At 69.9% G+C, this 25,657-nt stretch carries 23 protein-coding genes and 1 tRNA gene; 10 read left to right on the forward strand and 14 right to left on the reverse strand.

Annotation, left to right across the window (positions count from 1 at the left end):
* Window positions 1-3 precede the first annotated feature (3 nt).
* Window positions 4-1,206: an acyltransferase family protein gene (locus tag G3T37_RS06580; RefSeq protein WP_163472713.1), complete on the reverse strand. Its 1,203-nt coding sequence runs from the start codon at window positions 1,204-1,206 to the stop codon at window positions 4-6.
* A 61-nt stretch (window positions 1,207-1,267) separates the two neighbouring features.
* On the opposite strand from G3T37_RS06580, the gene G3T37_RS06585 reads away from it, so the two are divergent.
* Complete coding sequence (locus G3T37_RS06585) at window positions 1,268-3,442, forward strand: MMPL family transporter (RefSeq protein WP_163472714.1); 2,175 nt, start codon at window positions 1,268-1,270, stop codon at window positions 3,440-3,442.
* On the opposite strand, the gene G3T37_RS06590 is transcribed toward G3T37_RS06585, so the two are convergent.
* Complete coding sequence (locus G3T37_RS06590; protein ID WP_163472715.1) at window positions 3,429-3,917, reverse strand: YajQ family cyclic di-GMP-binding protein; 489 nt, start codon at window positions 3,915-3,917, stop codon at window positions 3,429-3,431. The genes G3T37_RS06585 and G3T37_RS06590 overlap by 14 nt on opposite strands.
* A 255-nt stretch (window positions 3,918-4,172) precedes the next feature.
* On the opposite strand from G3T37_RS06590, the gene G3T37_RS06595 reads away from it, so the two are divergent.
* Window positions 4,173-4,257: transfer RNA gene (locus tag G3T37_RS06595), tRNA-Tyr, on the forward strand.
* A 593-nt stretch (window positions 4,258-4,850) separates the two neighbouring features.
* On the opposite strand, the gene G3T37_RS06600 is transcribed toward G3T37_RS06595, so the two are convergent.
* From G3T37_RS06600 to G3T37_RS06610, 3 genes are all read right to left on the reverse strand, one after another.
* Complete coding sequence (locus tag G3T37_RS06600) at window positions 4,851-5,795, reverse strand: hypothetical protein (protein WP_163472716.1); 945 nt, start codon at window positions 5,793-5,795, stop codon at window positions 4,851-4,853.
* A 521-nt stretch (window positions 5,796-6,316) separates the two neighbouring features.
* Window positions 6,317-7,237: an NAD(P)-dependent oxidoreductase gene (locus tag G3T37_RS06605; protein ID WP_163472717.1), complete on the reverse strand. Its 921-nt coding sequence runs from the start codon at window positions 7,235-7,237 to the stop codon at window positions 6,317-6,319.
* Window positions 7,234-7,911, reverse strand: a complete 678-nt coding sequence (locus G3T37_RS06610; protein WP_163472718.1) for a FadR/GntR family transcriptional regulator — start codon at window positions 7,909-7,911, stop codon at window positions 7,234-7,236. Before G3T37_RS06610 ends, G3T37_RS06605 begins: the two co-directional genes overlap by 4 nt.
* 130 nt (window positions 7,912-8,041) lie before the next feature.
* On the opposite strand from G3T37_RS06610, the gene G3T37_RS06615 reads away from it, so the two are divergent.
* The 6 genes from G3T37_RS06615 (at window position 8,042) to G3T37_RS06640 (ending at window position 13,593) form a co-directional block, all read left to right on the forward strand.
* Window positions 8,042-8,890: a fumarylacetoacetate hydrolase family protein gene (locus tag G3T37_RS06615; RefSeq protein ID WP_163472719.1), complete on the forward strand. Its 849-nt coding sequence runs from the start codon at window positions 8,042-8,044 to the stop codon at window positions 8,888-8,890.
* 9 nt (window positions 8,891-8,899) lie between these two features.
* Window positions 8,900-9,649, forward strand: coding sequence for an SDR family NAD(P)-dependent oxidoreductase (locus tag G3T37_RS06620; RefSeq protein ID WP_163472720.1), 750 nt, complete (start codon window positions 8,900-8,902; stop codon window positions 9,647-9,649).
* A gap of 382 nt (window positions 9,650-10,031) precedes the next feature.
* A complete protein-coding gene (locus tag G3T37_RS06625; RefSeq protein ID WP_163472721.1) occupies window positions 10,032-11,393 on the forward strand; it encodes an ABC transporter substrate-binding protein in 1,362 nt (453 codons plus the stop codon).
* Between the two features lie 127 nt (window positions 11,394-11,520).
* Complete coding sequence (locus G3T37_RS06630) at window positions 11,521-12,363, forward strand: carbohydrate ABC transporter permease (RefSeq protein WP_194241506.1); 843 nt, start codon at window positions 11,521-11,523, stop codon at window positions 12,361-12,363.
* Window positions 12,350-13,258: a carbohydrate ABC transporter permease gene (locus G3T37_RS06635; RefSeq protein ID WP_241732269.1), complete on the forward strand. Its 909-nt coding sequence runs from the start codon at window positions 12,350-12,352 to the stop codon at window positions 13,256-13,258. The genes G3T37_RS06630 and G3T37_RS06635 overlap by 14 nt, the downstream gene beginning before the upstream one ends.
* Complete coding sequence (locus G3T37_RS06640) at window positions 13,255-13,593, forward strand: L-rhamnose mutarotase (protein ID WP_338401209.1); 339 nt, start codon at window positions 13,255-13,257, stop codon at window positions 13,591-13,593. Before G3T37_RS06635 ends, G3T37_RS06640 begins: the two co-directional genes overlap by 4 nt.
* Window positions 13,594-13,694: 101 nt before the next feature.
* Here G3T37_RS06640 and G3T37_RS06645 read toward each other — a convergent pair whose 3' ends face one another.
* From G3T37_RS06645 to G3T37_RS06685, 9 genes are read right to left on the reverse strand one after another with little or no spacing between them, the layout of a single operon-like run.
* Window positions 13,695-14,462 (reverse strand): FadR/GntR family transcriptional regulator, encoded by a 768-nt coding sequence (locus G3T37_RS06645; RefSeq protein WP_163472722.1) that lies wholly within the window; start codon window positions 14,460-14,462, stop codon window positions 13,695-13,697.
* Window positions 14,459-15,973: an aldehyde dehydrogenase (NADP(+)) gene (locus G3T37_RS06650; protein ID WP_163472723.1), complete on the reverse strand. Its 1,515-nt coding sequence runs from the start codon at window positions 15,971-15,973 to the stop codon at window positions 14,459-14,461. The genes G3T37_RS06645 and G3T37_RS06650 overlap by 4 nt, the downstream gene beginning before the upstream one ends.
* Window positions 15,970-17,166, reverse strand: coding sequence for a fumarylacetoacetate hydrolase family protein (locus tag G3T37_RS06655; RefSeq protein WP_163472724.1), 1,197 nt, complete (start codon window positions 17,164-17,166; stop codon window positions 15,970-15,972). Before G3T37_RS06655 ends, G3T37_RS06650 begins: the two co-directional genes overlap by 4 nt.
* An 8-nt stretch (window positions 17,167-17,174) precedes the next feature.
* A complete protein-coding gene (locus tag G3T37_RS06660) occupies window positions 17,175-17,963 on the reverse strand; it encodes an enoyl-CoA hydratase/isomerase family protein (RefSeq protein ID WP_163472725.1) in 789 nt (262 codons plus the stop codon).
* A complete protein-coding gene (locus G3T37_RS06665; protein WP_163472726.1) occupies window positions 17,960-19,018 on the reverse strand; it encodes an extracellular solute-binding protein in 1,059 nt (352 codons plus the stop codon). Before G3T37_RS06665 ends, G3T37_RS06660 begins: the two co-directional genes overlap by 4 nt.
* Window positions 19,015-20,238 carry a CaiB/BaiF CoA transferase family protein gene (locus tag G3T37_RS06670; RefSeq protein ID WP_163472727.1) on the reverse strand — a complete coding sequence of 408 codons (1,224 nt, stop codon included), beginning with the start codon at window positions 20,236-20,238 and terminating at the stop codon, window positions 19,015-19,017. Before G3T37_RS06670 ends, G3T37_RS06665 begins: the two co-directional genes overlap by 4 nt.
* Window positions 20,231-21,328, reverse strand: a complete 1,098-nt coding sequence (locus G3T37_RS06675) for a Gfo/Idh/MocA family oxidoreductase (protein WP_163472728.1) — start codon at window positions 21,326-21,328, stop codon at window positions 20,231-20,233. The genes G3T37_RS06670 and G3T37_RS06675 overlap by 8 nt, the downstream gene beginning before the upstream one ends.
* Window positions 21,297-22,247, reverse strand: a complete 951-nt coding sequence (locus tag G3T37_RS06680; RefSeq protein WP_163472729.1) for an MBL fold metallo-hydrolase — start codon at window positions 22,245-22,247, stop codon at window positions 21,297-21,299. The genes G3T37_RS06675 and G3T37_RS06680 overlap by 32 nt, the downstream gene beginning before the upstream one ends.
* Complete coding sequence (locus G3T37_RS06685; protein WP_163472730.1) at window positions 22,247-23,407, reverse strand: mandelate racemase/muconate lactonizing enzyme family protein; 1,161 nt, start codon at window positions 23,405-23,407, stop codon at window positions 22,247-22,249. Before G3T37_RS06685 ends, G3T37_RS06680 begins: the two co-directional genes overlap by 1 nt.
* Window positions 23,408-23,528: 121 nt before the next feature.
* On the opposite strand from G3T37_RS06685, the gene G3T37_RS06690 reads away from it, so the two are divergent.
* Together G3T37_RS06690 and G3T37_RS06695 are read left to right on the forward strand one after the other, a co-directional pair.
* The gene (locus G3T37_RS06690) at window positions 23,529-24,494 is read left to right on the forward strand and encodes an aldo/keto reductase (RefSeq protein ID WP_163472731.1); all 966 of its coding nucleotides are present in this window, start codon (window positions 23,529-23,531) and stop codon (window positions 24,492-24,494) included.
* The gene (locus G3T37_RS06695) at window positions 24,491-25,345 is read left to right on the forward strand and encodes an amidohydrolase family protein (protein WP_163472732.1); all 855 of its coding nucleotides are present in this window, start codon (window positions 24,491-24,493) and stop codon (window positions 25,343-25,345) included. The genes G3T37_RS06690 and G3T37_RS06695 overlap by 4 nt, the downstream gene beginning before the upstream one ends.
* Window positions 25,346-25,657: the final 312 nt, after the last annotated feature.

The following is a 25,657-nucleotide window of genomic DNA, read 5'->3' on the forward strand; positions in this document are numbered from 1 at the left end:
GGGTCAGACCGCGATCGTGCGGGGGAGCATCCGCCTCGCCAGCTTGCGGCACGGCTCCTCGATGAATCGCCACAGCACCCAGGCGAAGACCCAGGCCGCGACCAGCACCCCCACCGTGACCAGGTCGCGGAGCGCGGGGGAGCCGAGACGCGCGAGCAGGGTGACCCCCGCACCGATGACGAGCGGGTGCGACAGGTAGAGCGCGAACGACACCCGCCCGCCCAGCTGCAGCGGCCGGGTCGCGAGCACGCGCGCGAGCGGATCGCGGGGGGCCACCGCGAGCCCCGCGATGACGAGCACGAACAGCGGGAGGACGACGATCGTGCCGGTGCGGGCGATCATGTCGACTCCGTCGCGGAACTGCGGCTGGCCGTGCCGGATCCACGGGTGCGCGTCGAGCACCGGCGCGAGCACCACGACGACGAGGGCGGCGATCGAGGCCACGGTCGCGAGCGGGAAGCGCAGGGGGCGGCCCTCGCCGAGACGAGCGCTCAGCAGAATCGCGAGCAGCGCGCCGATCCAGAACTCGGTGAGCACGCGCAGCGCGACGACGCCCGGGGCGATCGTGTAGCTGTTCGGGGAGAACAGCAGGATCGTGTCATCCTGCATCGTGCTGCCGACCACGATCATCGGCAGCGTGAGGGCCGCGATCAGGATGACCGTCATCCGCCGCGCGGCCACCCGCGCGTACGCGGCCAGCGCGACGATCCCCACCGAGAAGACGAGGTAGGCCAGCCACTCCGCGCTGATCGACCAGTCGAGCCCGTTCCAGTCGAGGGGGTGCGCGGTCCACGCCTGCACGAGCAGCAGGTGCTGCATGAGCCGCCCGACGTCGGCCTGCGCCGCGAAGGCGGGGTTGCCGCTCGTGGCGTACTGCAGGGCGAACACCGCGCCGAACAGCACGAGCACCGCGGCGGTCAGCGGCCACACGCGGCCGATGCGGAGCCAGAGGAACCCGACGGCGCTGCGCCAGGAGAAGCGGTCGGTCATCCGGTCGAAGTGGGTGTAGGTGAGGATGAAGCCGCTCAGGATGAAGAACAGGTCGACGCCGAGGTAGCCCGCGTTGAAGACGGGGGCGAGCACGCGGAGCGGCGGGAAGGCGTCGATGAGTTCGGTGCGGAAGTGCCGCGTGACGACCCACAGTGCCGCGAGGGCCCGGATGCCGGTGAGCGCGGGCAACTGCGGGCGCGGAAAGCGGGTGGTCACCTGTCGAGACTATCGGGCGGCGTGTATCGTATTAGTCAGCTTGCTGACGATTGGAGCGGCCATGACCGACACGACCGACCGTACCACCGCGCGCCGGGGCACCTCGAGGGTTCCCCGGGTGCTGCGGGTGGTCATCCCCGCCGTGCTGATCCTGGCGTGGTTCGCCGTCGGCGGCGTGGGCGGACCCTACTTCGGCAAGATCAGCGAGGTGTCGAGCAACGACGCGACGAGCTTCCTGCCCGCCAGCTCGGATGCGACGACGGTGCAGAACGCGCAAGCCGCCTTCCAGGAGAAGAAAGCCATCCCCGCGGTGGTCGTGTTCGCCCGCGACGGTGGGCTCACGACCGCCGACCGCAGCTTCATCGACGGCCGGATCAGCGCCGTCGCGGCGACGAAGGGCGTGGACACCGGAACCTCGCCCGCGCTCATCTCGGCGGACGGCGCGGCAGCCGAGATCATCGTGCCCATCGCCGACGACACCCAGACCTCCGCGACCGTCGGCGTCGTGCGCGGGGTCATCGCCGACGGGCTCCCCGCGGGCCTCAGCGGCTACGTGACGGGGCCGGCCGGCCAGATCGCCGACCTCGGGGGCGCGTTCGCGGGCATCGACGGCGTGCTGCTGCTCGTCGCCGTGCTCGCCGTGCTCGTGATCCTGATCGTCGTCTACCGCTCGCCGCTCCTGCCGATCCTCGTGCTGCTGACCTCGGTGTTCGCGCTGTGCGCGAGCATCCTCGTGGTGTGGAACCTCGCGAAGGCGGGGCTGCTTCAGATCAACGGGCAGGTGCAGGGGATCCTGTTCATCCTCGTCATCGGCGCCGCCACCGACTACTCCCTGCTCTACGTGTCGCGGTACCGCGAGGCGCTCCGTGACAACGAGCGCCGCTGGGACGCGACGCTCGCCGCCCTGCGCGGCTCCCTGGAGCCCATCCTCGCCTCGGCCGGCACCGTCATCGTCGGCCTGCTCTGCCTCCTGCTCAGCGAACTCAGCTCCAACAAGGCGCTCGGCCCGGTCGCCGCGATCGGGGTCGCCTTCGCCTTCCTCGCGGCCATGACCCTCCTGCCGGCCCTCCTGCTCGCGACCGGGCGCGCCGCCTTCTGGCCGCTCCGCCCCCGGTTCGGCTCGGCGCACCCCCGCACCGACGGCGACGACGTGAAGGGACTCTGGCCGCGGCTCGGGCGGGGCATCTCGCGGCACCCGCGCTGGGTGTGGGTCGTGAGCGTGGTCGTGCTGCTCGTCTCCTGTCTCGGCCTCCTCCAGCTGAAGGCGAACGGCATCCCCCAGAGCGCGGTCGTGCTGGGCGCCTCCCAGGCCCGCGACGGTCAGGATGCCCTCGGCAGGCACTTCCCGAAGGGCTCCGGCAGCCCGGCCGTCGTCCTGGCCCCCGCCGCCTCGCTCGCGAGCACCGCCGCCACCGTGCTCGGAACGCGCGGAGTCGACTCCCTCGCCGTGCAGACCGCCCAAGGGCCGCTCCCGGTGACGGCCGACGGCACCATCACCCCGGCCGGCCCGCCCGGCACCCCCGCACCCGAGGCGACGGTCAAGAGCGGACGCGTGCTGCTGCAGGCGACCCTCAGCGACGATCCGGACTCGGCGGCGGCCACGGCGACCGTGCAGCGACTGCGCGCAGAACTCGGCAGCACCGCGCCCGTGGGGGGCGTGACCGCGACGGCCATCGACACGAACGCGGCGGCGGTGCATGATCGGGGGCTCATCATTCCGGTGGTGCTGCTGGTCATCCTGCTGATCTTGATGCTTCTGCTGCGCTCGATCGTCGCGCCCCTGCTGCTGATCGGCAGCGTGGTGCTGTCGTTCGCGGCGACCATCGGCATCTCGGCCCTCGTGTTCAACCACGTGTTCCACTTCGTGGGCGCCGACCCCGCCGTGCCGCTCTACGGCTTCATCTTCCTGGTCGCGCTCGGGGTGGACTACAACATCTTCCTCATGACGCGGGTGCGGGAGGAGTCGCTGCAGCTCGGCACGCGACGCGGCGTTCTGCGCGGGCTCGCCATCACGGGCGGCGTCATCACCTCGGCCGGCATCGTGCTCGCCGCGACCTTCGCCGCGCTCGGCGTGATCCCCGTGATGTTCCTCGCGCAGATCGCATTCATCGTCGGCTTCGGCGTGCTGCTCGACACCATCGTGGTGCGCTCACTGCTCGTGCCGGCCCTCGCCTACGACATCGGCCGCCGCATCTGGTGGCCGTCGAAGCTGGGCCGCGAGGTCAGCGGAAGTTGACGAACTGCAGCGCCACGTCGAGGTCTTTGCCCTTGAGCAGGGCCATCGTGGCCTGCAGGTCGTCGCGGCTCTTCGACTGCACCCGCAGCTCGTCACCCTGGATCTGAGACTTCACGCTCTTGGGGCCCTCATCGCGGATGATCTTCGAGATCTTCTTCGCGTCGTCGGAGGAGATCCCGTTCTTGAGGGAGACCTCGATGCGGTACTCCTTGCCGCTCGCGTAGGGGTCGCCGGCGTCGAGGCTGCGCAATGAGATGCCGCGCTTGATGAACTTCTGCTCGACCACCTCGAGGACCGCTTTCACGCGCTCCTCGGCGCTCGCCTTCAGGAGGAGCTTCTCGCCGCTCCAGTCGACCGAGGCGCCCACGTTCTTGAAGTCGTAGCGCTGGGCGATCTCCTTCTGCGCCTGGTTGACCGCGTTGTCGGCCTCCATCTTGTCGACCTTGCTGACGATGTCGAATGAGGAATCTGCCATGCCAGCAGCTTAATGCGTGTGGGTGGGCGGGGTTGGGGGTGGGGGTTCTGCTCGGGCTGGCGATCTGCTCGGGCTGGGGCGGGGTCGGGGATCTGCTCGCCCGTGGGCGGGGTCGTGGGCGGGGCGGGGCGGGGCGGTTGTGGGGGCGGGGTCGGGGTCGGGCGGGGGCGGTTGTGGTGGTCACGCGGGGGCGCAGAAACTTGTATCCTTGATGCGCGCCTCCGGACAGGTGATCACACGTGGTCGGAGCGTCACGGCAAGTTACCCAAGCGGCCAAAGGGATCTGACTGTAAATCAGACGTTTTCAACTTCGGGGGTTCGAATCCCTCACTTGCCACCAAAGTGAAGAGACCTCGCCTTTCGGCGGGGTCTCTTTTCGTTGGGCAAGGCCCCCTCGCCCGCCCAGCTCCGCCCAGCTCCGCCCCGCTCCGCCCCGCTCCGCGAGTTGGCACTTTTCGGGCAACTTTGTGCGCCCGGAGGGGCAATTTCGCCAACAAGGCGGCCTCCGGCCGCAATGTTGCACCATTTTGTGCCATAAAACGACGGTGCGGTTGCAATCGCCGTCGTCCCCCAATCGATGCAGAAGCGACCACGCAGGTGCCCCCGCTAAATCACGCCCGCTGTGATCCAGCAACGTCGCGCCGTGTTCCGGTCAGGATGTCCAGCGGTAGCGCAAGCTTTGTCGCATGAGTTGAACTCGACTGTTTCCGCGGTATCGGTGGAACTGTGGCCGTGTTCGAACCCCGCTATCGGGATAGCGGCTCATTTGCGGAGGGTCTCAATGCGTTGTCGCGCCGGGTATGCACTGCCGTCGGGACGAGGACTCGATTTTGACAGGTGTCTGTAGAGGTTTCACTCCCAGATACCTTCTGCACATCGACTTGACTCGCCCTCGATCAAACGGAGCTGGGGCCGGCGCGTTATTCCCGGTACTCAGGCATAGGTGGGATGGGCGTATCCGACGACCGCGCTCGGATCCCAAGGGCCGTCCGGGTAGCGCTTCACATGACTAGTTGACGCCGTCGTACCTGAGCCCGCATTCCCTTCGATGGTCCGAGCAATGCCCCCGGACACGTCGTACACGAATCCGGTATGCCCATCAGTAACACCGGCCTTCTTGTAGTAGATGATGTCCCCGCGTCTGATGGATCCGGCTGGCGAGTTGTGGGGCAGAGAGTCGTACAGCCCGATGCTGCTCGCGTTATAAGCAACCCCGCCGTTACGAGTGACGAACGAGGCGAAGATCGCGCACCAATCGATCACGCTACTCTGGTGGTACGGAGCGGGCCAGATCGCCTGCATGTCATAGAAGTCGTTGCCTTCGTAGCTGAGCGCGGCGGCAACGATCCCGTCTAACGAGGTTGAAGCCGGCTTTGGGGTGGATGACCAGAGCAACGATCCGGACGACGAGTGCACACCCACCGCCCCCCACGACTCGATTGTGGCGTATGTGCCCGTCTGGTGGGGCGAACCCGAGTACCAGAGCGCTGTCTTCGCGGAAGAGTAAACCACGAGATTGCCGTCAGTCGCCTGCAGGATTGTGTACGCGCCAACGTTCACGTCTGTATTCGAGTTCCAGACGACAGTGCTATTCGACTCGCGAAGCAGGACGAGGTTGCCGTCGTGTTGCATGACGAGCCGGAATCCATATTTGCGCATCATCCATTGATCACGCAGCACTTCGCCCGCATACAGCACTCCATAGACCGAGGCCGAATTCCAGATCACACTGTGGTCGGCGGCCTGGTAGACCAAGTTGCCGTCGTCCTGAAGCCGGAAGAGTCCGCCAGTTGCGTCAGTCTGACCGGTTCCGGATGACCATACCGGGTTGTTCGATGGATCGTATATGACGACATTTCCATCGGTCTGAATGTGCATGCGTGAACCCGCAACGTGGGTATCAGAGCGCCACTGGGCGTATCCACCTGCGCTGTACAACACGGCATTCCCGTCAGTTTGCATGGTGAATGTGAATTGCCCGTAAGTGGAAACCAAGGAGTCGCCGGCATTCAGTTGGGTGCCGGCGGGTACGGAATTGCCATACGCGGTGGCGGCCGACGCGGATCCGCTCGGGATGAAGGTCGCCCCAAGAACCCCGACGAAGGCGGTTCCGCTGGCCCCGAGTAGAAGCGATCGTCGACTGAGTGGAGTGCGAATTGAAGTCGAAGCAGAATCTTGATCAGTTCTCATGTGGAAACAATGGCAGAATACAGAACGGAATGTACACCCCCGTTCGGGGGTCAGTGGCGCCGCCAGCACCCTCGTTACGTGGCACGGAAAGGTGCAACAAGGTGGCCAGAGGCCGCCTTGTTGGCGAAATTGCCTCTTCGGGCGCGCGAAGTTGCACGAAAAGTGCCAACTCGGGGAGGGGAGGGGGAGGGGGAGGGAGGGCGCGCAGCTTAGCTGCGCAGCACCACGTTGAGGGGGTCGCGACCGGCCGCGAGTCGCTCGATCTGGGCGAGCGTGAGGCGGTCCATGCGTCGGCTCATGGAGCCGACGTCGCCGCCGACGTGCGGGCTGATGAGTGCGCCGGGCGCGCTCCACAGGGGGTGGTCGGCGGGGAGCGGCTCCGGGTCGGTGACGTCGAGCGCGGCGCGCACGCGCCCCGCGACGACCGCGCGGGTGAGTGCCTCGGTGTCGACGACCGGTCCGCGGGCCACGTTCACGAGCAGCGCGCCGGGCGCCAGGAGCGCGAGGAAGTCGTCGTCGACGAGGCCGCGAGTCGAGTCATCCAGAGGCACGGTGACCACGACGATGTCGGCCGTGGGCAGCACCTCCCGGAGCGCGCTCCAGGCGAGCACCTCACCCAGCTCGTCGCTGCGCGCCGTGCGCGCCACCCGCACGAGCTCCACGTCGAAGGGCACGAGCCTGTGGGCGACCTCGCGGCCAACACCGCCCGCGCCGAGAACGACGACCCGCTGCAGCGCGAGGCCCGGGTATCGCTCGTGCGCAAACGTGCCGGAGCCCGCCGCGCGCACGAACTCCGGGATGCCGCGCTGGCTCGCGAGGATGAGCGCGAGAGCGAGCTCGCCGGTCGCCGCCTCGTGCACGTCGACCGCGTTGCAATAGAGGTGGCCCGGCGGGAGGTGCGCGGCGACCCCGTCGTAGCCGAGCATCTGCGCCTGCACGACCGTTGCCCGCTGGCCGCGCAGTCGATCGAGATCGCCGGCCGGGATCATGTAGGGCAGCACGAGGAGGTCGAAGCGTCGGTCGATGGGGTCGTCGCCGAGACGCCATACCAGGAGCTCGACACCGGCGGGGGCGAGAGGATGCAGGCGCGCGAGCATCCCCGAATCGGGCACGCCGACCAGCAGCGTCATTGCTCGACCGCCTGCCGCAGCCAGGACTCGATGCCGCCGATGTGCACGACGAGCGCCGCGCGCGTCATCTCGGCGTCGTGGTTCTGCAGGGCGCGGAGGATCGCCGCGTGCTCGGAGAGCGTGCGACCCGCCGAGCCCTCCTGGGTGATGCCTCGCCAGATGCGCGCCCGAGCGGTGGAGCCCGACATCGAGTCGAGCAGCCGGGCGAGGTAGGCGTTGCCGCTCGCATCGGAGATGATGCGGTGGAACTCGAGGTCGTGGGCGACCATGCGGTCGACGTCGGTCGACTCGTCGACGGCGGCGAGGGAGGCGGCGAGGGAGACGAGCTCCTCCTCGCCGATGCGGGTCGCGGCGAGCGCGGCCGCGTGCGGTTCGAGCACCCGTCGCACCTCGAAGATCTCGAGGATCGAGCGGTCGCCGTGGAGGTCGACTACGAACGACATCGCTTCGAGCAGCTGCTCCGGGTCGAGGCTCGTCACGAAGGTGCCGTCACCCCGCCGCACGTCGAGCACCCGGATGAATTCCAGCGACTTGACCGCCTCACGCAGCGAGTTCCGCGAGACCCCGAGCCGCTCACTGAGCTCCTTCTCGGGCGGCAGCCGGTCGCCGGCCCGCAGTTCTCCCGACACGATCATCGCCTTGATGGTGGAGATCGCCTGCTCGGTCACGGCCATGGGGTGATCCTAGTTGACGGTCAGCCATCCCACCAATAGCGCCGGTTGCGCGCCCAGACCGGCGCGTGTACCGTGACCTGCGACCCAGACATCCCATGTCTATCGCGTTCGAGCACGGAGCACCCTCCCCATGAAACTAGCCAGACTCGGTGACGTCGGTCACGAGACACCCGTCCTCCTCGACGGCGACCGCTACCTCGACCTGAGCGGAGTCATCCGCGATATCGACGGTGACACCCTCGCTGCCGGTGGCCTCGAGCGCGTTCGGGCCGCGGCGGAGGCGGGCACCCTGCCCGAGCTGCCGGGCGCGGATGCCCTGCGGATCGGCTCACCCGTCGCGCGCCCGAGCGCCGTCATCTGCATCGGGATGAACTACGCCGCCCACGCGGCGGAATCCGGCTCGCAGCCGCCCGAGATCCCGATCATGTTCCTCAAGACGCCCAACACGGTGGCGGGCCCGAACGACGAGGTCGAGATTCCGCGGCGGAGCGTCAAGACGGACTGGGAGGTCGAGCTGGGGGTGGTCATCCGCGAGCGCGCCCTGTATCTCGACTCGCCCGCCGACTCGGCGAAGCACATCGCCGGCTACCTCGTGGCCAACGACCTCTCGGAGCGCGAGTTCCAGCTCGAGGTCTCGGGCGGCCAGTGGTCGAAGGGCAAGTCGTCACCCGGGTTCAGCCCGCTCGGCCCGTGGCTCGTCACGCCCGACGAGGTGGATGCCCGTTCCCTCCGCCTGCGCAGCTGGGTCAACGGTGAGCCGCGACAGGACTCCACGACCGCCGACCTCATCTTCGGTGTCGACCACATCATCTGGCACCTGAGCCAGTTCCTCGCGCTCGAGCCCGGAGACGTCGTGCTCACGGGCACGCCGGAGGGGGTCGCCCTCTCGGGACGATTCCCCTACCTGACCGCAGGGGACGTCGTCGAGATCGAGATCGAGGGGCTGGGGCGCCAGCGCCAGACCTACCGGAACGCCTAAGGAGAACTGATGGAATTCGACGGACTCACTGCGATCGTCACGGGCGGCGCGGCCGGCATCGGCGCGGCGGTCGTGACCCGACTGCTGGAGGGCGGGGCGCGGGTCGCCGTGCTCGACCTGCGGATCGACGGGGCGAATCCCGAGGCCTTCGCCGTACAGGCGGACGTGTCGGACGACGCCTCCGTGCGCGCCGCGGTGGAGGCGGTGGCGGAGCGCTTCGGCGGCATCGACATCGTGGTCAACAACGCGGGCATCGGCGCCCAGGGCAGCATCGCGGACGCCAGCGATGACGAGTGGATGCGCGTCCTCAGCATCAACGTGGTCGGGATCGCGCGCGTCAGTCGCGCTGCCCTGCCCCACCTGCGCGCCTCCTCGGCCGCGGCCATCGTGAACACCTGCTCGATCGCGGCGACCGCGGGTCTGCCGCAGCGGGCGGTGTACAGCGCGTCGAAGGGCGCGGTGCTGTCGTTGACGCGCGCGATGGCGGCGGATCACCTGCGGGAGGGCATCCGGGTGAACTGCGTGAATCCGGGCACCGCCGACACCCCGTGGGTGGGGCGCCTGCTCGACTCCGCGCCCGACCCCGCTGCGGAGCGCGCCGCGTTGGCCGCGCGCCAGCCGCACGGCCGCCTGGTCGCGCCGGAGGAGATCGCGGAGGCGATCGCCTATCTGGCGAGCCCGCGTAACCGCTCCACGACGGGCACGAGCCTCGCGGTGGACGGCGGAATGCAGGAGTTGCGGCTGCGCCCGGTGGAGTGACCCGGCGCTCATTGCCCCCCGCGGCTTGGCCATTTTTGTGCAAATTCGCGCGCCCAAAGTGGAGAATCGACAACTTGTCGGGCCTTGCCCGCCAAGTTGGCCATTTTCGTGCCACAAAACGAGGGTGCTGGCACTGGGGTTGAGCGACCGCGTCTGGGCCGACCTGCGCGCCGTCAGCACCCTCGTTTTCTGGGACAAAAAGGTGCAACAGGGCGGCGGAACCCCGCCCTGTTGGCGAAACTTTCCTTTGGGCGCGCGAAGTTGCACAAAAACGGCCAGCTCGGGAGGCGATTGCAAATAGGTCACATGTATGATCTAATTTGTCTACCGCCAGAGTGGACGGTACAAGTCGTCAACGACGTCGACCAGAAAAGGACGCGATATGGCATCACAGCATCGCCGCATCAAGAGAACCCTCGCCGCCACGGCCGCGGTGGCAGCCCTCGCAATTCTCACCGCCTGCTCCTCCGCCGGCACGGGATCTGCGGCAAACGACAGCAAGTACGGGTTCACCACCGCGAAGCAGGACAGCAAGTCCGCGATCACCGTCTGGGTGGATGCGGCGCGCGAGCCCCTCGCCAAGGCCTTCGTCGCCGCCAACCCCGACACCCCGATCAAGATCCAGACCTACGACGGCAACGCCGGTGGCAGCGACTCCTTCAAGACGAAGATGGCCCTGTTCGACCAGTCCGGATCGGGCTGGCCCGACGTGGTCTTCTCCACCCAGACGAATGACACCTCGTGGGCGGCCAAGTCGGCGAACGGCACCCAGGCCTTCGCGGCTCCACTCAACAAGGGCCTGTTCCCCGCGAGCTTCCTGAACGGCTTCACGGCCGGGGCGGAATCGCCGATGACCGTGAACGGCACCGTCTACGGCCTGCGCAACGACCTCGCCCCCGTCGTGCTCTGGTACAACAAGAAGCTGCTCGACCAGTTCGGCTACACCGCGCCCACCACGTGGCAGGAGTACGAGGCGCTGAGCGACAAGCTCGCGGCCGACCACCCCGGATACATCCTCGGATCCGTCGGCGACGCCTTCACCGGCACCTACGTCTACTACTGGGGTGCTCAGGCGCCGATCTTCCAGCTGAAGGGCAACACCTTCTCCTCGGACTTCACCGACAAGCACACCACCGCGATGACGGATCTGATCGACCACATGCTGGCCAACAAGACTCTCGTGCAGGACAGCCTGTTCAGCGCGGACTTCGTCAAGAAGTACGCGAGCAAGCTCGTCGCGATCCCCGGACCGGCCTGGTATGCGGGTGCGCTGTTCCAGAACGCGCAGAGCCTGAACAACCCGGCCGGTGAGATCGGCGCCGCCAACCCGCTGTACTGGGACGGCGACGCGAAGGTCACGGGCAACGTCGGCGGCGGTGTCTGGTACGCCTCCAGTCACTCCGCCAACTACGCCGCGGTGAAGAAGTTCCTCACCTTCGTGATCAGCTCGCCCGACGCGGCGAAGCTGGCGTCCGGCCTCCCGGCCTACAGCTCGACGGCCGATACCTGGCTGACTGCGCAGACCTCCAGCGGCTACTTCACGGGCGACTTCAAGGGTGCGATCTCGACCGCGGCCTCGAGCGTCTGGAAGGGATGGGGCTTCCCCAGCTTCAGCCCGGAGACCGCCTATGCCAAGGTCGTGGTACCCGGTCTCGCGGCCGGCAAGACCATCGCCGACCTCAGCCCCGCGTGGCAGGCGGAGATGAAGAACGAAGCCCAGGTCCAGGGCTACACGGTCAAGTAGCGCACCGCCTCCCACAAAGGACAGTCCCATCTCCATCACCACCACCGGTCGAACCGCTGCCGGCCCCACCCGGGGTCGGCAGCGGGGGACCGCCCCCCGCAAGGTTCCGCAACGAACCCAGGCCGTCATGGGCTACGCGTTCTCCAGCGGCTACGGCCTGCTGCTCGTGCTGTTCGGGGTGCTCCCCACCCTCTACGCCATCTACCTGGCGTTCACCAAGAACGGCGCCTTCGCCGGTCTCGAGAACTTCACCCACGTCTTCGCCGACTACCGCTTCCTCCCCGCCGTCGAGCACGTCGCGCTCTACCTCTTCATCTGGCTGATCCTGCTGGTCGTGGTGGTGGTGATCCTCGCGCTCATCGTGCACGGGCTGCGCCGGCGCTGGCTCTCCGCCTCCGTCCGCTTCCTGTACTACATCCCCGGCGCACTCGCCGGAGCCTCGAGCGTCATGCTCTGGCTGTTCGTGCTCGACCCCGAGGTGAGCCCCGTGTCGGGAATCCTCCGGGGTCTCGGTCTCTCGAGCTTCGTGCAGACGGTCTCGGTGCAGAACCTGCCGGTCGTGTTCACCGTCATCGCGTTCTGGACGGGCGCCGGCGGCTGGATCGTCATCATGTACGGCGCGCTCAACAACATCAGCCTCGAGGTGATGGAAGCGGCGCGGATCGACGGCGCCGGTCCGATCAAGACGGCGTGGTTCATCCAGATCCCGCTGCTGCGCAAGTGGATCTCGTACATGGGCATCATGTCGCTGGCGGCCGGCACCCAGCTCTTCGTCGAGCCGCGGGTGCTCTCGCAGGCGAGCAGGGGCGTCGTGCCCCCGGACTACTCGCTCAACCAGCTCGCCTACCTGTACGCCTTCAACCAGGGCGATTTCAACGGCTCCGCCGCCATCTCGCTCGTCCTGCTCGTGGTGGCCCTGGGCCTCGCCGCGTTCTTCGTCTTCCGTGGAGGTCTCTTTGAGCGCGACTGAGCTGCGCACCCCGGCGGTCTCCGGGTTCGCGCCCGGGCGGTGGATCGGCCGGGTCACGGCATTCCTCATCGCGGGCGTGTTCGTGCTCTTCTTCGTCATCCCGATCCTCTGGCTGCTGCTGGCGGGCACCAAGACGGATCGGCAGCTGCTGCTCGGGAACCCCTTCAGCTTCGGCTCCCTCGGCACGATCGTCGACAACTGGAACGCGCTCGCCGGGTTCCAGCAGGGCGTCATCTGGACCTGGCTGGGCAACTCGGCGGTGTATTCCATCGCCGCCCTCGCGATCACCCTCGTGGTGAGCATCCCGGCCGGCTACGCCCTGGCGCTCACCGACTTCCGGTTGCGTCGCCCGCTGCTCATCGTCACCCTCGTGGTCATGCTCATCCCGAACACGGCGCTCGTGCTGCCGGTGTTCCTGGAGGTCAGCTCCGTGCACCTCGTGGGCACCCCGCTCGCGGTGATCCTGCCCTTCTCGTTCTTCCCCTTCGGCGTCTACCTGACGTTCATCTACTTCTCGACGAGCGTCTCGCGGGATCTGCTCGATGCCGCCCGGATCGACGGCGCGGGGGAGCTGCGGGTGTTCGCGCAGGTGGCCATGCCGCTCGCCGTGCCCGTGATCGCGCTCGTCGGCTTCTTCAACTTCACGAGCAACTGGAACAACTACTTCTTGCCCTTCGTGATGGAGCCCGGCCCCAAGTCGCCGGTGCAGGTGGGTCTCGCTGAGCTGCTCTCCAATGTCGCGCTCTTCAACCCGACCTCGGCCGGATCGGTGACGATCCAGCTGCCGGTGCTCGCGCTCGCCACCCTCGTCTCGGTCGCGCCCGTGCTCGTGATCTTCCTCTTCTCGCAGCGGTTCCTGGTCAGCGGGATGACCGCCGGCGGTACCAAGGAGTGACCGCGCGAGCGCCGCAGCGGTTCGGGATGATCGCCCGCCTGCGACCCGAGCGGCGGGAGGAGTACTTCGAGCTCCACGCGAACGTGTGGCCGGGGGTCGCCGCCACGATCACCCAGTGCGGGATCCGCAACTTCACCATTTACTCGCTCGGTGACGTGATCGTGGGCTACTACGAGTACGTCGGGGACGACTTCGAGGCCGACCAGCGCCGCATGGCCGCCGACCCGGTCACGCAGGAGTGGTGGTCGCGCACGGCGCCGTGCCAGCTTCCCTTCGAGCCGGATTCCGGCGAGCCGAACTGGCAGCTCATGACCGAGGCCTGGCACCAGGACTGAGCCTCGCCGGCGGTGCACCCGGGCGCGGCGGCGCACCCCGGCGGATGCGGGCCGCAGCGGGGCGGTGCGGCGCGTGCCGGCCGCAGCGCTTCGGTGCGGCGTCAGCTCCGGCGGTGGGTGGGCAGCCGGCGACGCTGCCAGGCGACGCGGATGTGCTCGCGCATGGCGTTCTCGGCCGCGATCGCGTCGCCGCGCTCGATGGCGCGAAGAATGCGGGCGTGCTCGTCGAGGGTGAGCTGGATCGCCTCGTCGGTGACGGCGCCCGTGAAGCGGGTGCTCTCCCGCGCCCGCTCGTAGAGGATCTTGGTGATGCTCTGGGCGAGCCGGTTGCGCGACGCCTCCATGACGATGAGGTGGAAGTCGACGTCGGCCTGCTCGAAGCGCTTGTCGCCCTTCGTCTCGTCCATGTGCGCGAAGGACTCGCGCAGGGTGGCGAGTTCGTCGTCAGACCGCGCGGTCGCCGCCTCGGCCGCCATCGAGCCCTCGAGTGAGCCGCGCACGACGGCGAGCTCGTCGAGCACGCCCACCGAGTCGTCGTTCTCGACCAGCGCCGAGAGCACGATCGGGTCGAGCACGTTCCACGAGCTCGTGGGCAGCACCTCGGTGCCGCGCCCCTGGGCGATCTTGACCAGGCCCTTCTCCTCGATGCGCTTGACCGACTCGCGGATGACCGTCCGACTCACCCCGAACTGCTGGCTCAGCACACCCTCCGGCGGCAGCGACTGCCCCGGCTGCACCTCGCCCGTCACGATCGCCGACACCAGGTCGTGCACGACGGCGACCCCCAGGCGCGCGGCCGGCGCGCGCGGTGGCGTCGAGCCCAGGAATGTCGTCACTGGCAGCCCCAAGTCCGTTCGAACTTCGCTCATTCGCCCAGTGTAGCGAGGGTCAGCACGCCGTCGACCCGGCGCGGAATGCCCGTGTAGTCCTCTCTCAGTTCCTCCGGAAGGAGCGTCGCGGGGGCGTCCTGCCAGGCCACCGGTCGCAGGAATCGGCGGATCGCGCTGACGCCCACGGAGCTGTGGACGGAGTTCGTCGCCGGCCAGGGACCGCCGTGGTGCTGACCCCAGGAGACCCGCACGCCGGTGGGGTAGCCGTTGAAGACGAGGCGGCCGACGGTCGCCTCGAGCTCCGCCAGGAGGGGGGCGAGGTCATCCCACTCATCGGGCTCGGCGTGGACGGTCGCCGTGAGCGAGTCGGGCACCTGGGCGAGGGCCGGTGCGATCTCGGCCGGGTCGTCGTAGAGCGCGAGCACGAGCAGCGGACCGAACGCCTCCTCCGCGACGGCGGCGGTGACGCGCGAGGCATCGATCGCCAGCACGGCGGGGGAGCAGGTGATGCCGGCGGGCCCGTCGTGCGGCTCGACGAGCGAGTCGGCTCCGCCGTCGGCGAGCAGGCGCCCACGGATGGCGCCGAAGGCATCGTGGATGCGCGCGTTGAGCAGGGGCTGCGGCTCGGCGGCCGCCGCCCTCGCGACGATCGCGTCGACGAGCGCGGTGGCGCTGCGCGGCAGGAAGGCGAGTCCGGGCTTCGTGCAGAGCTGACCCGCGGAGCCGGTGAAGGAGGCGAAGAGGCCGTCGGCGATCGCCCCGGCGCGGGCGGCGACCGCCCCGGCGCTGACGATGAGCGGGTTGAGGCTGCTGAGCTCCCCGTAGAACGGCACCGGACGCTCCCGCGTCTCGATGATGTCGAGCAGGATGCGCCCGGTCGCGAGCGATCCGGTGAAGCCGACGGCGGCGACGCGCGGATCGGCGACGAGCGCGGCCCCCGCCTCCTGGCCGTAGACGAGACCGAGAATCCCGGCGGGTGCGCCGTACCCCTCGGCGGCGGTGCGCAGCGCGTCGAAGGATGCGCGCGAGGTGAGCGGGTGCGAGGGGTGCGCCTTCGCGACGACGGGGTTGCCCGCGGCGAGCGCCGAGGCGGTGTCGCCACCCGCGACGGAGAAGGCGAAGGGGAAGTTGCTGGCACCGAACACGGCGACGGGGCCGAGGGGCACGAGCATCCGCCGGATCTCGGGGCCGGGCCCGAGGGGGGTGTCGCCGGCGTGGTCGATCACGGCTTCCAGGTAGCCGCCCTCCTCGACCGCCTCCGCGAACAGGCGCAGCTGGTAGGCGGAGCGGCTGAGCTCGCCGTTCAGCCGCGGCGTCTCGGCGAGACCCGTCTCGGCGTGCGCGATCGCGACCAGTTCGCCGCGCCGCTCCTCGAGCCCGTCGGCCAGGGCGCGCAGGAGTCCGGCCCGCCAGGCGCGGGAGTAACCGCGCAGAGCGGTGAACGCCGACGCGGCAGCCTCCGTGATGCGGGCGAGCTCCGCCTCGGTCGTCGCCTCGATTCCGGTGTCGCTGGTGACACCGGTGGCGGGGTCGGTCGTCGTGATCGTCATGGGCGTGCCTTTCGCGTGAGCAGTCCGCGCTCGGCCAAGTTGGCCATGAGCGCGTGGACCCCGAAGACCCACGGCTCGATGGTCTCGGAGCGACGGACCCGGTTGACGAGCGCGCCGAGCGCCGGCGACGAGATGCGCACGACGTCGTCGACGTGGTGGGTGAAGCCGTGGCCCGGCTCGCCGCGATCGTCCGTCGGCGCGAACATCGTGCCGAGGTAGAGCACGAGGCCGTCCGGGTACTGGTGGCGCGCCCCGAGCGCCTGAGCCGCGAGGTCGGCGGGATCGCGGCTGATCCGGGCGAGGTGCGATTCACCGTGCATGACGAAGCCGTCGGCGCCCTCGACGTGCAGGGTGACCGTCTCCGTGCGGAGTGCGTCGAGATCGAATCCGTCGTCGAAGAGCCGGATGAACGGCCCCACGGCCGCGGACGCGTTGTTGTCCTTCGCCTGCCCGAGCAGCAGCGCCGAGCGCCCCTCGATGTCGCGGAGGTTGACGTCGTTGCCGAGCGTCGCCCCCACGATGCGACCGCGGGAGTCGATGACGAGCACGACCTCGGGTTCGGGGTTGTTCCACTCCGAGTCGGAGCGGATGCCCACGTCGATCCCCGCGCCGACCGTCGCCAGCACCGGCGCCTTCGTGAAGATCTCGGCGTCCGGGCCGATGCCCACCTCGAGATACTGACTCCACAGTCCCTCGGCGACGAGCACCTCCTTCAGACGCATCGCCTCCGGCGATCCGGGCACGAGCGCGTCGAGCTCCCCGCCGAGCGCGGCGACGACGGTGGCGCGGATCTCCTCCGCCGCACCCGCCTCGCCCCGGGCCTTCTCCTCGATGATGCGCTCGATCATCGACACGGGGAAGGTGACCCCGGCCGCCTTCACGACCTGCAGATCGATGGGGGAGAGCAGCCAGGGTCGGGCGGAGTCCCGTGAGTCGGCCGCGGTGTTGGCGAGCAGCTCGTCCACGGTCGCGACGACCCGCCCGGTGGCGGCCGTCACCTCTCCCGCGGGCGACGGCGACTCGGCGATGTCGCGCATGGTTGCGAAACTCGCGCTGAGGTCGACGGCCGCGCCCCCGCGGATCGCGACGACGGTCGGACCGCCGGCCGCGGGATCCCACACCCGGCCCACGAGCGTCGCGGTGTCGGCGTCCTCGGGCAGCGCGACGGCGGCCCCTCCGGTCCAGTCGGTCATGTCTCTCCTCAGCGGCGCGTGAAGACGCCGGGTCGTTTCTCGGCGAAGGCCGCCCGGCCCTCGCGCGCGTCCTCCGTGGCGAAGGTGATGCCCTGCAGCTCGCGCTCGTAGGCCACGGCCTGGGCGAGCGGCAGGTTGAAGGCGGCGGTCAGATTGACCTTGGCCGTCTCGGCCGCGATCGGCGGGCGGCTGGCGATCGTCCGCGCGAGCTCGAGGGCGCGCGGGAGCAGTTCCGCCGGGGGCACGACCTCGCTCACGAGTCCCCAGGCGAGCGCCCGCGCGGCGTCGATCGGGTCGCCGGTCATCGTCATGAGAGCGGTGTTGCTCGCCCCGATCGAGTGGGCGAGCAACGCCGTCATCCCGCCCCCGCCGATCCAGCCGAGCGTGATCTCGGGTGCGGCGAAGGTCGCGGTGGTCGCCGCGATGCGGATGTCGCAGGTGAGCGCGGTCTCGAGACCGCCGCCGAAGGCGTAGCCGTTGATCGCGGCGATCACGGGTTTGCGCAGTGCGCGCAGCGCGTCGCAGTAGTCGCGCCGGTTGCGGAAGTCCCAGGGCGTCGCGTAGCTGTCGAGGGTGCGGATGTCGCTGCCCGCGCAGAACGCCCGCTCGCCGGCACCGGTCAGCACGATCGCCCGCACGGCATCGGCGTCGTTCGCCCAGGTCGCGAAGGCCTCGAGCGCCGCCGACATCTCCGGGGTCACCGAGTTGAGCTTCTCGGGGCGGTTGATCGTGACGAGCGCGACCGCACCGTCGAGTGACACGGTGACCTGCTCGAGGCCGGGGTCGAAGTCGGTCATTGCTGCGCCTCCCTGTAGGCGGTGGCGAGGGCGTCCACCGTGCGGTGATCCGAGAGCCCGGCGCGGATGATCGCCGCGGCCCTCGACTGGAACGGGATGTACCCCGGGAAGCGCGGACGCACCCACGAGGCCTCGATGGTGTCGAGGGTCGCCGAGTAGAAGCCGCCGGCTGCCGCATCGACGCGCGGGTCGGTCCAGGCCGACCGGGCGCTCGGCTGGCCCGCGTGGTCGGGGATGAAACCCGCCTGCGCGGCGGGCGACAGGAGCCAGCGCAGATGATCGAGCAAGGCGGTGCTCGGCTCGCTGCGTCGGGTGACCGCGATGCCGGTGCCGCCGATGGTCGACCCCGGCCGGATGCCCGCGGGCGGGGCGCCGAAGGCGAGGCGGGGCGAGTAGGTGACGTAGCCGTAGACGAGCGGGATGTAGGCGAGGTCGTCGGTGTCGGTCATGCGCTCGAGCAGGCCGATCGGGCTGAGTCCCGAGGTGCCGGCCGGTGCGCGCCGGGCCAGCTCCTCCAGGATCCGCAGGGCGTCCACCGCGATGCCGCGCTCGAAGAACTCGCCCGACTCCTCCCGCAGCTCGCCGCCCAGCGACACCGCGATCGAGCAGAAGCTGAGGAAGGCGTGCGGTCCGGCGAGGCTCGGGGCGACCGGCACATCGAGCGCGAGGGCCTGCGGCCAGGTGCGGGGGGCGGCCGGGAGAGCGTCGGGGCGACGGGCCGAGACCTGGGTGGCGGCGTCGAGCGGCAGGGCCCAGGTGCGCCCGCCGAGACAGTAGGAGCGCGCGCTCGGGCCCACGGCATCCCGGGCCCAGCCGGCGAGCTCGTCGGCGGTGAAGAGTTCGTCGAGCGGGCGCACGCAGTCGGCCGCCACCGCGTCGCCGAGGTGCGGATGATCGAGCACGATGAGGTCGTACCGTGCGGCCAGGCTCTCGACCGGGGTCGACTCGAATCCCTCCAGCGGGTGCACCTCCCAGCGCAGCCCCTCGATCGCGGATGCCCGAAGCGCCTCGCGTCCGCGCGGATGATCCCAGGTGAGCCCGACGAACCCGGTCATTCGCCGGCGACCACCCCGGACTCGAACAGGGCGGTGACCCGCTCGGGGGTGACCCCCAGCTCGGCGAGCACTTCCCGGCTGTGCTGGCCCACGAGGGGTGCGCCGCGGTCGATGCGCGGCGGGGTCGCCGAGAACTTGTAGGGGAAGCCGGGGGTCTTGATGTGACCCTCCGTGGGATGGTCGTACTCCACGAAGGTGCCGTTGTGCGCGATCTGCGGGTCGTCGACGAGATCCTGGTAGCTGTACACGGGACCGGCCCAGATGCCCACGGCGAGCAGCTTCTCCAGCCACTCCGCCGTCGGTGCCGTGCGCAGGCGCGCCTCCGTCTTCTCGTACAGCTCGTCGCGCCGGGTCCACCCGTCGACCTCGGGAACCATGCCCGCGAAGCTCGGCTCGCCGATGACGGTGCCGAGCGTCTCGAGGTCGGCGAAGCCGAGGGCCAGGTAGCCGTCGCTCGTCGCGAACACCCCGTAGGGCGCACGGATGTAGACGTGCGCGTTGGGCTGGTCGCCGCGCTCCTGCGGCACCCCGCCGACCGTGAACACCGAGAGCTCCTGCATCTGCAGGGTGGTGAGCGCGTCGAGCATGTTGACGGTGACGAGCTGTCCTTCCCCGGTGCGCTCGCGGTGCAGGAGAGCGGCGAGGACTCCCTCGAACGCCGTGGAGCCGGTGACCGCGTCGGCGAGGTACTGGCCGGCGGGCGTCGGCGGTTCGCCGCGCCGACCCGCCGAGAGCATGGCGCCCGACATCGCCTGCAGCAGCAGGTCCTGGCCCGGGCGGTCCTTGTACGGGCCGTCCTCGCCGTAGCCGGAGATCGACACGTACACGATCGAGGGATTGATCGCGTGCAGCGATTCGTAGTCGACGCCGAGCCGGGCGGCGACCCCCGGGCGGTAGTTCTGCAGGAAGACGTCGGAGGTCGCGACGAGCTCCTCGAGCACGGTCTTGCCTCCGGCCGACTTGAGGTCGACGGCGAGCGAGCGCTTGTTGCGATTGAGGGAGAGGAAGGAGACGTTGATGCGGTTGCCGTTCGCGCCCCCGGCGGCGGCGAAGCGCTGCCACTCGCCGGCGGTGGGCTCGACCTTGATGACGTCGGCCCCCAGATCGCCGAGGCGCTGGGCCGCGAACGGTCCCGCCATCGCGATCGTGCAGTCGATCACCCGGTATCCGCTGAGGACCCCACGCGGCTGCGACACAGCTGCTCCTTCGTTGTCAGTCATGGATGCGCACCTCCGCGCCGTCCGCGGCGGATGACCGCAGCAGGCCCTCGATCAGCTCGACCGAGCGCGCCGCGACGTCGACCGTGCTGTTGTTCTCGGTGCTCGCACCGGTGATGAGCTCGATGAAGCGCGCCGGTGGCACGAGGCACTCGTACTCACCGTCGCCCGGTGCGATCGGCACCTCGACGCGCTCGCCGTCGTAGCGGCGCAGCGAGACCCGCTCGCGCTCCACGTCGAGCATGAGCACCCCCTCGGTGCCGAACAGGCGGAGGTCGACCTGGTACTTGTCGCCGTCGGCGAGCGTTGCCGCCCCCGAGAGCGAGCCCAGTGCGCCGTTGTCGAAGCGGATGACCGCCGCATCGAACAGATCGACCGGGGCCCCCGCGTTCTCCACCCGCCCCGCCACGGTGCTGGCCCGCAGGCCGGTCAACCAGAACAGGAGCGCGCTGGAGTGCGAGACCTGCCCGTGCGCGTAGCCGCCGCCGTGCCGCGGATCCGACCAGGTGCCCGGCTCCGGCCGCGTGTCGGTGGACCACCGCTCGAGCATGTGGGTCGGGTCGCCGCCGAAGAGGCCGCGCGTGGGGGAGGCCATGTGGGTGAGGGCGAACTGGATCTCGCCGATGCGGCCCGCGTCGAGGATCCGCTTCGCCTCCCGCGTGAAGTCCTTGTAGTTCCAGCCGTAGGGAACGAGGAAGTGGGTGCCCGCCCGCTCCACCGCGTCGACGAGCCGCCAGGCATCCTCGGCGCGGAGGGTCATCGGCTTCTCGCAGAGCACGTGGAGGCCGCGCTCGAGCGCCCGCAGCGAGACGTCGAGGTGGAGGTCGTGGGGCGTCGTCACGACGACAGCGTCGAGGTCGGCATCCAGCAGTTCGTCGATGCTCTCCGTCGCGAAGCCGAACCCGAAGCGGTCACGGATCGCGCCCAGTCCCGGTCCCAGCCCGCAGACGCCGACGAGCTCGACGTCGTCACGCGCGGCGAGCAGCGGGAAGTGGTTGCTCGTCGCCCACCAGCCGGCACCGACGGCGCCGACGCGCACCCGGGTCACGCGCGTGCCCCGGTCATGCGCGGGCCCAGGTGCGGAGGCCGTCACGGGTTCCCACGCACACGGTGCCGCGGGCGGTCATCCGTTCGAGGTTGCCGGTCATCGGGAAGATCAGGTACTCGGCGGCGGCGGGGCCCCACGGCCCGAGCCGCGCGGCGACCCGGTGGATGAGCTCGAGCGTGGTCATCCCCTCGGGTTCAAGCGCGTCGGTGATCGCGGCGTCGATCGTCGCGATGTACTCGGCGGAGGCGTCGAGGAAGCGGCCGACCTCCGCATCCTCGTAGACCGGGTAGTGAGCGGTGAGCAGGAGCTCGGCGTCGTAGCCGCGGAACAGCTCGATCGTCGCCAGGTAGGGGTCGGTGTCGCGGTAGGTGGGCGGGAACGCGGGGTCGCCGGATGCGGTGGGCACGGTGGTGCCGAGGGTAGCGTCGCCGATGATGAGGGCGGCATTGCGCTCGTCCCAGAGGGCGAGGTGGCCGTCGCTGTGACCCGGAGTGTGGAGCACCCGGATCACCCGGTCGCCGAGGTCGAACTCCTCGCCGCCCCGCAGCGCCCGCGTGACCGGCGCGACCGCCGCCGCCTCGCGGATGTACGCGGTCGTCTCGGGCGGGTCGTCGAAGCCGTCGCTGTGCCGGAACTCGCCGTAGCGCTGCTCGATGAGCACCTCGAGGTCTTCGGTGAGCGGCACGTCGAGTTCGCCCGCGAGCAGTTCGACGTGGGGTGCCGCCGCGACGATCGCCGCGTTGCCGCCGGTGTGGTCGAAGTCGCAGTGCGAGCTGATCACCCAGTGCAAGCGCGCGAGGTCGAAGCCGATCTCGGCGAGGTGCGGCAGCAGCGTCTCCTCGACGCTCGCGGTGATGCCGGTGTCGAAGAGCAGGGCGCGCTCCGAGCCCTCGAGGAGGTACATCGCCACGAATCTCTCGCCCAGCGGAGCCACGATGCGCCGCAGGCCGGGTCGGATCAGCATCAGCGGATGACCTCGCCCGGGTCCTCCGCCACCAGGCGGAGTCCGGCGCGCTGCGATCGCACGTGCGGCCCCGCCGCGGTGATCCACGGCGCCGAGCGCTGATCGGCGGCGATGGCGCGCTCGTCGATGGTCACCCCGGCCCCCGGCTCGTCGCCGAGGACGATCCCGCCGTCGGCGTAGTGCTCGTCGATGGTGACCCCGACGGGCGCGTCGAGCGACTGGACCTCGGCGGAGAGGTGATTCGGCACCGAGGCCGCGGCGTGCCCGACCGCGGGGTTGGCGGTCAGCCCGACGGGGCTGATGGGCAGGGTGCGCGAGTGCGCGGCGTAGGCGACCCGCAGGAAGTGGGTGACGCCCCACACGGCACCCGCCTGCACGATGTCGACGGCCCGGTTGTCGAACAGCGGGGTGTACTGCTCCAGACCGGTCAGGTTCTCGCCGGTGGCGACGGCGGCCCGGATGCTCGACGACAGCCGCGCGTGCCCCGCGGCGTCCCACCGCCGCAGCGGCTCCTCGATCCAGGTGAGGTCGAGGCGTGCCTCGATCGCGGTGACGTAGCGGACCGCCTGCTTCAGATTCCACGACTCGTTCGAGTCGAGCATGAGCGCGGGGCGGGCCGTGTTGGCCGCCAGTTGCTCGGCGATGATGCCGAGCCGGCGGATGTCGGCGTCGACGTCGCGGCCGCCCTTGAGCTTGCCCGCGGTGAAGCCGCGCTCCGCCATGGAGCCGTAGAGCGCCGCGAGCTCCTCGTCGCCCAGCGCGATGTCGAGGCCGGAGGCGTAGCCCGGCACGAAGCGGTCCCCGGCGCCGAGCAGTCGCCACAGCGGTTCCCCGGCGATCTTCGCCTTCAGATCCCAGAGGGCCGCGTCGAGGGTGCCGATCCCGCCGAAGGTGGCGCCACCGTGGCCGGCCTTGAAGACGTGGGCGAGCATCCGGTCGTACAGCGCGGTGACGGCGCGCGGGTCAGCGCCCTCGATGGCCGGGAAGATGTCGTCGACGCCGTAGTCGGATCCGAGGCCGACGCCCGTGATGCCCTCGTCGGTCTCGATCACGACGATGGGGACTTCGGTCAGACCGGAGTCGATGAAGCCGTTCACGTCGCCGACGGGACGACCCCAGTCCCGGTAGGTGCGGAGGCAGTGATAGCCCGTGATCTTCATATCGTCCTTGATGGTGAGCGGTTTTCGCGCCTCGGCGCACTAAACAGCATACATCACACGTTACCTCGGCGGGGGTGCAATAATCGACGAACGCAGGTGCACGCGACACAAGGAGATCTCGATGCGGAGACGAACGCCGGAGCGGGGCCCCGCCCTGACCGAGCTGGGGCTGGGAGCGGCCCAGTTCGGCAACCTCTACCGGGAGACGAGCGACGCGGAATCGCAGGCCGCGGTCGACGCGGCCTGGGAGCGGGGCATCCGCTACTTCGACACCGCGCCGCATTATGGACTCGGTCTGTCGGAGCGCCGGCTGGGCGCCGCGCTTGCCGGGCGCCCCCGCGACGAGTACGTCGTCAGCACGAAGGTGGGGCGGATGCTCGTTCCCAGTCCCGAGACCGCCGACCGGCTCGACGACGGCGGCTTCGTCGTGCCCGCCACCACCCGGCGCGAGTGGGACTTCAGCCGCGACGGCATCCTGCGCTCGCTCGAGGGGAGCCTCGAGCGACTGGGCCTCGACCGCGTCGACATCGTCTACCTGCACGACCCGGATGACCACTGGTCGGCCGCGTCGACCACCGGCATCGACACCCTCGTCGAGCTGCGCGATGAGGGCGTCATCGGCGCGATCGGCGCGGGCATGAATCAGTCGGAGATGATCGCGCGCTTCATCCGCGAGTGCGACGTCGACCTCATGATGCTGGCGGGGCGGTTCACGCTCCTCGAGCACGGGGCGCTCGCCGAATTGCTGCCGCTCGCTCTGGAGCGCGGAGTGGGCATCGTCGCCGCCGGGGTCTACAACTCCGGTCTGCTCGGTGCGCCGAGGCCCCGGCCCGACGCGATGTTCGACTACCGGCCCGCGCCGCCCGAGCTCATCGCCCGCGCGACGGCGATCGCGGAGGTGTGCGAGCGGTTCGGGGTCACCCTCCCCGACGCGGCCGTCGCCTACCCGCTGCGGCACCCCGCCGTCGTCTCCGTCGTGCTCGGGGCCCGCAGCGCCGCGCAGGTGAATGGCAACGCGGAACGGTACGGCACGGTCATCCCCGACGGACTCTGGGATGCCCTGCGCGAGACCGGGCTTCTGCCGTGATCATCGACGCCCACCAGCACGTCTGGAACCTCGACCGCGCCGACTACCCCTGGCTCGACGCCGGGCTCTCGCCCATCGATCGCACCATGGAGCTCGACGAGGTGCTGCCCGCGATGCGCCGGGTGGGCGTCACGGGGACGGTGCTCGTGCAGGCCGCCGACAACGCGGAGGACACGGCCAACATGATCCGCGTGGCGGACGAGCACCCCGAGGTGCTCGGCATCGTCGCCTGGGTGCCGCTCGACCGCCCGCACGAGGCGGAGCGGCGGCTCGCCGAGCTGCGCCGCGACGAGCGTGTGGTCGGGGTGCGCACGCTGCTGCACGCACAGCCCGATCCGGACTGGGTGACGCGCCCCGAGGTGGATGCCGGGCTCACGGTGCTCGAAGCCGCGGGTGCCGCGTTCGACTACGTCACCGGCGGACCGGCCGCCCTCGGCCACCTCCCGGGTATCTCGGAGCGACACCCCGGGCTCCGCATCGTCATCGACCACCTCGGCAAGCCGCCCATCGGGGGCACGGCGGAGGACCGCGCGGAGTGGCGTCGCCTGATCGCGACCGCGGCCGAGAACCCGCGGATGGCGGCCAAGGTCTCGGGGCTGTACGCCTCGGTCGGGCCGCTCGATTCGTGGACCGTCGCCTCGGTGCGGCCCTTCGTGCAGGATGCGCTCGAGCTGTTCGGTCCCGAGCGCCTGATGGTCGGCGGCGACTGGCCCATCTCTGTGCTCGCCGGGGGGTACGACCGCACCTGGGAGGCGCTCGCGCTCCTCACGGGAGACCTCGCGCCCGCCGCGCGGGAGCAGCTCCTCGGCGCCACAGCCGCCGCGGTCTACGGGTTGCGGCGGGCGGGGTAGGCGTCACGCTGCGCCCGCGCCCCCTCCCCCTCCCCCTCCCCGAGTTGGCACTTTTTGTGCAACTTTGCGCGCCCGCAGGGGAAAATCGGCAATTCACCGGGCGCGGCCCGGCGAATTGGCATCTTTTGTGCAGCGAAACGAGGGTGCGGGCGCGGAGGCCCCGGTCGACCAGCGCAGCCAGCTCGGGCGTTGGCGCCCGCGGCGCCAGCGCCCTCCTTTTCTCGCACCAAAAGGTGCAACAAGGCGGCGGGACGCCGACTTGTTGGCGAATTCCCGCTGCGGGCGCGCAAAGTTGCACAAAAAATGCCAACT

Source organism: Galbitalea soli (assembly GCF_010686725.1).
Taxonomy (GTDB): domain Bacteria; phylum Actinomycetota; class Actinomycetes; order Actinomycetales; family Microbacteriaceae; genus Galbitalea; species Galbitalea soli.

Excerpts from the sequence above, each read along its gene's own strand:
- G3T37_RS06600 (WP_163472716.1), bottom strand. The coding sequence starts at position 5,795 with ATGCACATTCAGACCGATGGAAATGTCGTCATATACGATCCATCGAAC.
- G3T37_RS06585 (WP_163472714.1), top strand. The coding sequence starts at position 1,268 with ATGACCGACACGACCGACCGTACCACCGCGCGCCGGGGCACCTCGAGG.
- G3T37_RS06670 (WP_163472727.1), bottom strand. The coding sequence starts at position 20,238 with ATGACTGACAACGAAGGAGCAGCTGTGTCGCAGCCGCGTGGGGTCCTC.
- G3T37_RS06665 (WP_163472726.1), bottom strand. The coding sequence starts at position 19,018 with ATGACCGGGTTCGTCGGGCTCACCTGGGATCATCCGCGCGGACGCGAG.
- G3T37_RS06680 (WP_163472729.1), bottom strand. The coding sequence starts at position 22,247 with ATGCTGATCCGACCCGGCCTGCGGCGCATCGTGGCTCCGCTGGGCGAG.
- G3T37_RS06660 (WP_163472725.1), bottom strand. The coding sequence starts at position 17,963 with ATGACCGACTTCGACCCCGGCCTCGAGCAGGTCACCGTGTCACTCGAC.
- G3T37_RS06620 (WP_163472720.1), top strand. The coding sequence starts at position 8,900 with ATGGAATTCGACGGACTCACTGCGATCGTCACGGGCGGCGCGGCCGGC.
- G3T37_RS06590 (WP_163472715.1), bottom strand. The coding sequence starts at position 3,917 with ATGGCAGATTCCTCATTCGACATCGTCAGCAAGGTCGACAAGATGGAG.
- G3T37_RS06690 (WP_163472731.1), top strand. The coding sequence starts at position 23,529 with ATGCGGAGACGAACGCCGGAGCGGGGCCCCGCCCTGACCGAGCTGGGG.
- G3T37_RS06625 (WP_163472721.1), top strand. The coding sequence starts at position 10,032 with ATGGCATCACAGCATCGCCGCATCAAGAGAACCCTCGCCGCCACGGCC.
- G3T37_RS06645 (WP_163472722.1), bottom strand. The coding sequence starts at position 14,462 with ATGAGCGAAGTTCGAACGGACTTGGGGCTGCCAGTGACGACATTCCTG.
- G3T37_RS06685 (WP_163472730.1), bottom strand. The coding sequence starts at position 23,407 with ATGAAGATCACGGGCTATCACTGCCTCCGCACCTACCGGGACTGGGGT.
- G3T37_RS06610 (WP_163472718.1), bottom strand. The coding sequence starts at position 7,911 with ATGGCCGTGACCGAGCAGGCGATCTCCACCATCAAGGCGATGATCGTG.
- G3T37_RS06650 (WP_163472723.1), bottom strand. The coding sequence starts at position 15,973 with ATGACGATCACGACGACCGACCCCGCCACCGGTGTCACCAGCGACACC.
- G3T37_RS06655 (WP_163472724.1), bottom strand. The coding sequence starts at position 17,166 with ATGACCGACTGGACCGGAGGGGCCGCCGTCGCGCTGCCCGAGGACGCC.
- G3T37_RS06615 (WP_163472719.1), top strand. The coding sequence starts at position 8,042 with ATGAAACTAGCCAGACTCGGTGACGTCGGTCACGAGACACCCGTCCTC.
- G3T37_RS06630 (WP_194241506.1), top strand. The coding sequence starts at position 11,521 with ATGGGCTACGCGTTCTCCAGCGGCTACGGCCTGCTGCTCGTGCTGTTC.
- G3T37_RS06605 (WP_163472717.1), bottom strand. The coding sequence starts at position 7,237 with ATGACGCTGCTGGTCGGCGTGCCCGATTCGGGGATGCTCGCGCGCCTG.